Genomic DNA, 7,309 nt, shown 5'->3' on the forward strand with positions numbered 1-7,309 from the left:
TCCCTGGGGGCTCGACGCGCGGATTCCCGCCGCTTACGGTCTTGAAAGGGCTTCCCCTCCACGGACCTCAGTGCCATTTTCTAATGCAGCGCGTAGGGCGTGGTAAGCGCGAAGCGCGCACCCGNNCCCGCCGACCAATGGGGGCTGACCCGATACATGGATCTACTGTCATGCCACCAACGGGGTACAATGCCGACTTTTTGAACTGGGGACGGTTGTGCTTCCTGAGATTGTCTATGCCGATGATACGCTGTTGGTGGTCAATAAACCCGCTGGGTTGTTGACGGTGCCGGGGCGTGGGCCGGAGAAGCAGGATTGTCTGATCAACCGGTTGTTGGTGCCCTACCCCAATGCCCGGATTGTGCATCGGCTGGATCAGGCGACGTCGGGGTTGGTGTTGATTCCGTTGGGGTATGAGGCGCAGAAGCATTTGGCGCGGCAGTTTGAGCAGCGTTTGGTGCATAAGTGTTATACGGCGGTGGTTGGCGGGGTCATGGCGGATGAGGCGGGTGAGGTGGATTTGCCGTTGATCTGTGATTGGCCGAATCGACCCCGACAGAAAGTTGACTATACTGACGGTAAGGCGGCGTTGACTCGCTATCGGGTTCTGCAGCGTAACGCGGATGCCACGCGGGTGGCGCTGGAGCCGGTCACGGGACGGTCGCATCAGCTTCGGGTGCATATGCAGGCACTGGGGCATCCCATTCTGGGGGATAATCTTTACGCCACGCCGGCATACCTTGCCGCGTCGGACCGCCTGCTGCTGCACGCCACCACGATTGAATTTACCCATCCGCAGACCGGTTCACCCGTGCACTGTGAGTCACCGCCGGTTTTTTAGCCGGTGTTATTGCCAAAGCTTCTCCCCAAGGCAAAATCAAGACCATTTTCTAATAACACCCAAATGGGTTATTGCACCTGCTTATATAATGGGCCACAATTTAATCACTAACATTTTTTTACGTTTCACCCAGTTCTCCCTTCACAGGTTTTTAAAATGAAAAAAACGCTTCTCAGCATGGCCTTGATGGCCGCTTCTGGTGCCGCTGTTGCCGGTGATTACTATAACGGTCGCCTGACCGGCATGTCCGGCGCGGGTTACGCCACCGGTGGTTACGCCGACGGCGTGGTGTACAACCCCAGCCTGGGTGCCAAATTTGATGAGCAGGACGATTTTGGTCTGGTTTTCAACGGCGGTGTGTTGGGTGAAGATGAAGACGACCTGATCGATGGCCTGGAGGATCTGGCAGATTACCTGGATGAGCTGGAAGAGAAAACCGCCTACGACTATTTCGACGAAATTGGTGGTTTTGACCCCAATGACCCGCTGGCATCGGAGCAGGAAGCGAGTCAGCTGATCGAAGAAGAAGCCGAAGAAGCCATTCGTCGCCTGGAGAATATCGCGGACAAGACCGCCAATATTGGTGCCGGTGGCAGCTTTGTTCTGGCCCTGCCCAATGATCTTCTGTCACTCTCCGTGGTCGGCAAGACCCGCATTGAGGCCGCTGTTCAGACAGTAGTCAACGAAGAAGACTACCAATATATCCGCGACGCGGTTGGCGAAACCAACTTTGATCCAGCAGGACTGCAGTCTTATGGTGTAGGACGGGGTGCGGCCGTTTCCGAAGTTGGCCTGGCGATGGCCAAGAGCCTGCAGACCGGTGAGGATTCCCGCCTGCTGCTGGGTGCCACGCCCAAGTGGATGCACGTGATGACCTTTGTGTACTCCGCTACCGTGGACGATTTTGAGGAAGACGATTTCGACGGTGATGAGTACACCGTGGAAACCGATGATGTGAACATCGATCTCGGTGCCACCTACCTGTGCGGTGACATGCGCTACGCCCTGACGGTATCAAACCTGATCAGCAATGAGTACGAGACCATTGTGCCCGGCGACACGCTGGAAATTAAGCCGCGTGCCACTACCGCTGTCGGTTACGAGGGTAGCTGGTTTACTGCCGAGGTGGCTGCTGACCTGAATACCAGCCCCAACTTCGCCACCGGACAGGAGACTCAGTTCGTCCGCGCTGGCGCCGAGCTGAATGCCTTTGATTGGGCACAGTTGCGGGTGGGCTTCCAGCGTGATCTGGAAGATAACGTGGAAGATACCGTATCGGTGGGTATCGGCTTCTCGCCCTTCAACGTGGTGAATGTGGATATTGCCGGCTTTACCGGTGATGGCAATACCGCCGGTGCTTCCATGCAGTTGGGCCTGCGGTTCTAAAATAGGCAGTTGATGTGTCGGATTACGCTTCGCTAANNCGGATTAGCGAAGCGTAATCCGACGATCCTGTGACCTACAGGCTGATTAAGACCTGTTTGATGGCCTGCTGGACCTGCTCTAGGGGTTGTCCGGCATCGACCACCGCGTAGCGGTTCGGTGCTCGGGCGGCCAATTCGTGGTACACCGCCCTCACCCGCTCGAAAAACGCCACCGCTTCTCCCTCAAACCGATCCGGCACACTGCGCTGACTGGCGCGCGCCAGGCCTTTCTCAACATCAATATCCAGAATGACCGTCAGGTCCGGGCGCAGCTCGCCCTGCACCAGGGTTTCCAACTGGGCGATGACACTCTGATCAAAGCCCCGACCGCCGCCCTGATAGGCGTAGGTCGAGTCCGTGAAGCGATCGCACAGTACCCAGGTGCCGGCCGCCAGCGCCGGCTTGATCACCTGTTCCAGGTGTTGGGCCCGGGCCGCGAACACCATCAGCAATTCCGCCATTGGGTCGACGGTCTCGTCACGGGGGGCCAGCAGCAGGCTGCGTAACTCTTCCGCCAGGGGCGTGCCACCCGGTTCACGGGTGACCAGCACACGATGGCCCTGCCCCTCCAGCCACTGTTGGATGAAGTTGAGGTTAGTGCTCTTGCCGACACCTTCGGTGCCTTCCACGGTAATAAAGCGGCCTGGGGTCACGGGGTGATGGGTTCCTGTGGTTATTGGATGGCATTTCAGGGATGGAGTTTACCATGGTTGAACGGGGATCATCTTCGCATTGCTCCCTCTGCGCGCGCGACCTTGTGGTAAGATGCCGGCTTTTAGTCCTAACATAAGGGTTCCATTATGAGCACCGCGTCCAAGGTCACTCTGCACACTTCGCACGGCGATATCACCATTGAACTGAACCACGAAAAAGCGCCCAAAACCGCGGCCAACTTTGCCCAGTACGCGCAGGACGGATTTTTCGATGGCACCATCTTTCACCGCGTGATCAGCAACTTCATGATTCAGGGCGGCGGCATGACGCCCGACATGCAGCAAAAGGCCACGCGCGCGCCGATTGAGAACGAAGCCGACAACGGCCTGGGCAATGCTGTGGGCAGTGTCGCCATGGCGCGCACTAACGACCCGCACAGTGCCTCCTCCCAGTTCTTCATTAACGTACAGGACAACACTTTCCTGAATCACCGCGACAAGTCCATGCAGGGCTGGGGCTACTGCGTGTTTGGTAAGGTTGTGGAAGGCATGGATGTGGTGAACAAGATCAAGGCGGTACCGACTGGTAGCAAGGCCGGGCATCAGGACGTTCCGGTTGAACCGGTTTTGATCGAGAAAGCGACCGTCAGCGAGTAAGTTCTCCCCATGACGCGGTTGTTTATTTCCGATCTGCATTTGAATGAGCGCCAACCCACCGTTACCGAAGGCTTTTTCCGCTTCCTGCGGGACCGGGCCCAGGGCGTGGAGGCGCTTTATATTCTCGGTGATTTTTTTGATGCCTGGATTGGCGACGACGACAGAAGCGAGCTGTCGACGGCGGTTGCTCAGGCACTGAGCGCGCTGACCGAGTCCGGAACGCGCATCTACCTGATGCACGGTAACCGGGACTTTCTGATTGGCAACGAATTCGCCCGCGCCTGCGGTGCGGAGTTGTTGCCAGACCCGAGCGTCATCAATCTGTACGGGCGCCCCGCCTTGCTGATGCACGGCGACAGCCTGTGTACCCGGGATGCTGAGTATATGGCGTTCCGCCGCCGGGTGCGCTCGCCACAATGGCAGGCAGAGGTGCTCTCCTTACCTCTGGACAAGCGCCGAGAGCTGGCGGCCCATATGCGCTCGCAAAGCCAGAGCATGAACAGCAACAAAGCGCAGGACATCATGGATGTGACCCCTCGAGAGGTGGAAAAAGCCATGCGCAAGGAGCGGACAGACCTTTTGATTCATGGCCACACCCATCGGCCGGCCCGCCATCCGCTGGACCTGAATGGCCAGCCGGGGGAGCGGATTGTGTTGGGGGATTGGCACGAGCGGGGGTGGTGTCTGGTGGCGCAGCCGGGGGTGTTGCAGTTGGAGTCTTGGGAGCTGTAATAGCGTCAGGTGACGGCTGATATTTGGGTAACGGCGGATGCGGCCTTCGGCCTTATCCGCCCTACGCGACCTGCGGTGGTATCCGTTTGGATACATTCACCGGTGTTGCGCAAAAAACCTCCGTGGTATCTTTTGGGGCGCACCCACCATTATTACGGGAACTGCCATGCGATCCGTAGGGCGGATAAGCTCGGAGCGCGCATCCGCCGTTTGCCGCACCACCATCACACCAAACTCTTACTCACCACCTCGTACACATCCTTGGACAACTTCGGTTCGGCCTTGATGCGCTCCAACTCGGCGTGCATCAATTCCTGCAGCGCCTTCGGATACCGCTTCCAGCGGGTAAAGGGCGTCACCAACCGTGCGGCGATCTGCGGATTGACGCTGTTCAGGCGCAGAATCTGATCCCCCAGAAAGCGATACCCTGCCCCGTCGGCACGGTGGAAGTTGATCGGGTTGGCGTTGGTAAACGCCCCCACCAGCGCCCGGATCTTGTTTGGGTTGTTCGGCTCGAACGCCGGATGCTGTTCCAGTTTACGTACCACATCCAGCGTATTGGGCCGACTGCTGGTCGCCTGTACCCGCAACCATTGATCCACCACCAACGGCTCGTCCTTCCAGGTTCGGTAAAAGTCCTCCAATACCTGTTCCCGAACCGTTTCAGCACCCGATGCCAGACTATTGACCAGCTCGCCAACCGCGGCGATCGCGTCGGTCATATTGTTCGCCTGGCGGTACTGTTGCTCGCAGGCCTCGATCATCTCCGGTTCGTTCAGGGTCATCAGATAGCTGAGCGCAGCATTTTTCAGACTGCGTTCGGCAATATCATCCGCCGTGGGCCGGTAAGGTTTGCCGTGATCGTAGGTGCGGTAAATCTGGGTCAGCTCGGGTTTGAGCGCCTCGGCCAGCGCGCGTTTGACCGCGGCCCGGCTGTGGTGAATGGCCTCCACCTGAATCTCGTCCCGTTGTTCACCCAGGTAAGCCTCGGAGGGCAGGCTGAGCATCAAGGCCACCATGGCTTTATCCAGTGAATCATCCTGCAACAACAGGCGGTTGGCCTCGATCAAGCGCTCATCGATGGTGATACCACTCAGGTCTTCGCCCTTCTGATAGGCGATCATCACGTCCTCGATCACCTCAATGGCCAATTGCTGACTGGCATCCCAGCGGCAGAAACCGTCGCTGTCGCCACTCATCAGGCGCATCAGGTCATCGCGGGAATAGTCATAATGCAACTTCACCGGTGCGGAAAAACCGCGCAGCAGGGACGGCACCGGTTTCTCCGGCAGTTCCTCGAACACAAAGGTGTGCTCGGCTTCCGTCAGTTCCAACACGGTGTGGGTGTTGTCGTCGGTCTCCGGGTTGGGAGCCTGCCCCTTGATTTTGAGCGGCAGTGAACCGGCACTGCCCAACAACCCCATGGCCACCGGAATGTGAAAGGGCTGCTTCTCCGGCTGCCCGGGCGTGGGCGGGCAACTCTGGGCAATGGTCAGGTGGTATTCCCCGGCGTCTTCATCCCAACGGTCGGTCACAGTCAGCTTGGGTGTGCCCGCCTGATCGTACCAGCGTTTGAACTGGGTCAGGTCGCGACCGGATACGGCTTCCATCGCCGCCACAAAATCCTCGGTAGTAACCGCCTGGCCATCATGGCGCTCGAAGTACAGATCCGTGCCTTTGCGGAACAGCTCCGGCCCCAACAGGTTGGCCAGCATGCGCACCACTTCGTTGCCCTTCTCGTAAATGGTCAGGGTGTAGAAGTTGGAAATTTCGATGTAGGAATCCGGCCGCACCGGGTGCGCCATGGGCCCGGCGTCCTCGGCGAATTGCAGGGTGCGCAGCATGGACACATCTTCCACCCGTTTGACCGTGGGCGAACCCATGTCCGCTGAGAAAGTCGCATCCCGATAGACAGTAAAGCCTTCTTTCAGACTCAACTGAAACCAGTCCCGGCAGGTGACGCGGTTGCCGGACCAGTTGTGAAAATACTCGTGGGCGACGACGCCTTCAACGCGCTGAAAACCGGCGTCGGTGGTGGTTTCCGGTTTGGCCAATACGCAGGCGGTGTTGAAGATATTGAGGCCTTTATTCTCCATAGCGCCCATGTTGAAATCGTCTACGGCAACGATCATGAAAATATCCAGATCGTATTCCCGTCCGTACTGCTCTTCGTCCCAACGCATGGCGTTCTTAAGGGACGTCATGGCGTGGCCGCATTTGTCGAGGTCTTTTGCTTCGACAAAAATCTTCAGCGTCACTTCGCGACCGGACATCGTGGTAAAGGTGTCTTCGATGTGCTCGAGGTTACCCGCCACCAGCGCAAACAGGTAGGCCGGCTTTTTGTGTGGATCGTGCCAGGTGGCAAAGTGGCGGCCTTTGTCTGCACTGCCCTGCTCGATCAGATTGCCGTTGGAGAGCAACACCGGGAACTGTTTTTCGTCGGCCACCACGGTGGTAAAAAATTCGCTCATCACGTCGGGGCGATCCAGGTACCAGGTAATCTTGCGGAAGCCTTCGGCTTCGCACTGAGTGCAGTACATGGTTTTGGAGCGGTAGAGCCCTTCAAGGGAGGTGTTGTTTTTGGGGTCGATGTCGCCGACGGTGGTCAACTCAAATTGTTCGGGGGCGTCGAGCAGGGTCAGGGTTTCGTCGTCGAGGCGGTAGTCATTGTCGCTGAGTGCGCGACCGTCGACGGCCACGGAGACGAGTTCGATTTCCTGGCCGTGCAGGGTCAGGCCTTTGCCGGTTGGGGTGACGTCGGGGTTTCGGCGCAGTGTCAGTGTGCTGGTGACGCGGGTTTTGTCGGCGCCGAGGTCGAAGTGCAGTTCGGTGCGGTCAATAAGGTATTCCGGCGGCCGGTAGTCTTTCAACTGAATGGCTTTCGGTTGTGCGTCGCGTGCGGACATAAATAACTCCAAATTTTTTAAGCGTGGGGTGCCGAAATTCAGGGACCGGGCCGGTTCAGGGTGTATGGTTCCCAGACACGCCGTACATACGTCCCT

Annotated in this window: 6 protein-coding genes; 4 read left to right on the plus strand and 2 right to left on the minus strand. The window is 58.1% G+C overall.

Features of this window, described 5'->3' with window-relative positions; all coding sequences use genetic code 11:
- The first annotated feature begins 217 nt into the window (after positions 1-217).
- Both B3187_RS01350 and traF read left to right on the plus strand, forming a co-directional pair.
- A complete protein-coding gene (locus B3187_RS01350) occupies positions 218-841 on the plus strand; it encodes an RluA family pseudouridine synthase (RefSeq protein WP_286804296.1) in 624 nt (207 codons plus the stop codon).
- A gap of 156 nt (positions 842-997) precedes the next feature.
- Positions 998-2,227 carry a conjugal transfer protein TraF gene (gene traF, locus B3187_RS01355; protein WP_286804297.1) on the plus strand — a complete coding sequence of 410 codons (1,230 nt, stop codon included), beginning with the start codon at positions 998-1,000 and terminating at the stop codon, positions 2,225-2,227.
- Between the two features lie 73 nt (positions 2,228-2,300).
- On the opposite strand, the gene tmk is transcribed toward traF, so the two are convergent.
- Positions 2,301-2,918 carry a dTMP kinase gene (tmk, locus tag B3187_RS01360; protein WP_024460040.1) on the minus strand — a complete coding sequence of 206 codons (618 nt, stop codon included), beginning with the start codon at positions 2,916-2,918 and terminating at the stop codon, positions 2,301-2,303.
- Between the two features lie 147 nt (positions 2,919-3,065).
- On the opposite strand from tmk, the gene B3187_RS01365 reads away from it, so the two are divergent.
- Together B3187_RS01365 and B3187_RS01370 are read left to right on the plus strand one after the other, a co-directional pair.
- Positions 3,066-3,575, plus strand: a complete 510-nt coding sequence (locus B3187_RS01365; protein WP_123637266.1) for a peptidylprolyl isomerase — start codon at positions 3,066-3,068, stop codon at positions 3,573-3,575.
- Positions 3,576-3,584: 9 nt separating this feature from the next.
- Entirely contained in the window at positions 3,585-4,307 is a 723-nt protein-coding gene (locus B3187_RS01370; protein ID WP_286804298.1) for a UDP-2,3-diacylglucosamine diphosphatase, read from the plus strand.
- Between the two features lie 224 nt (positions 4,308-4,531).
- Here B3187_RS01370 and pepN read toward each other — a convergent pair whose 3' ends face one another.
- Entirely contained in the window at positions 4,532-7,213 is a 2,682-nt protein-coding gene (pepN, locus tag B3187_RS01375; protein ID WP_286804299.1) for an aminopeptidase N, read from the minus strand.
- Between the last annotated feature and the right edge of the window lie 96 nt (positions 7,214-7,309).

The sequence above is a fragment of the Marinimicrobium sp. UBA4209 genome (assembly GCF_002381585.1).
GTDB lineage: Bacteria > Pseudomonadota > Gammaproteobacteria > Pseudomonadales > Cellvibrionaceae > Marinimicrobium > Marinimicrobium koreense.

Excerpts from the sequence above, each read along its gene's own strand:
- traF (WP_286804297.1), top strand. The coding sequence starts at position 998 with ATGAAAAAAACGCTTCTCAGCATGGCCTTGATGGCCGCTTCTGGTGCC.
- B3187_RS01365 (WP_123637266.1), top strand. The coding sequence starts at position 3,066 with ATGAGCACCGCGTCCAAGGTCACTCTGCACACTTCGCACGGCGATATC.
- B3187_RS01370 (WP_286804298.1), top strand. The coding sequence starts at position 3,585 with ATGACGCGGTTGTTTATTTCCGATCTGCATTTGAATGAGCGCCAACCC.
- pepN (WP_286804299.1), bottom strand. The coding sequence starts at position 7,213 with ATGTCCGCACGCGACGCACAACCGAAAGCCATTCAGTTGAAAGACTAC.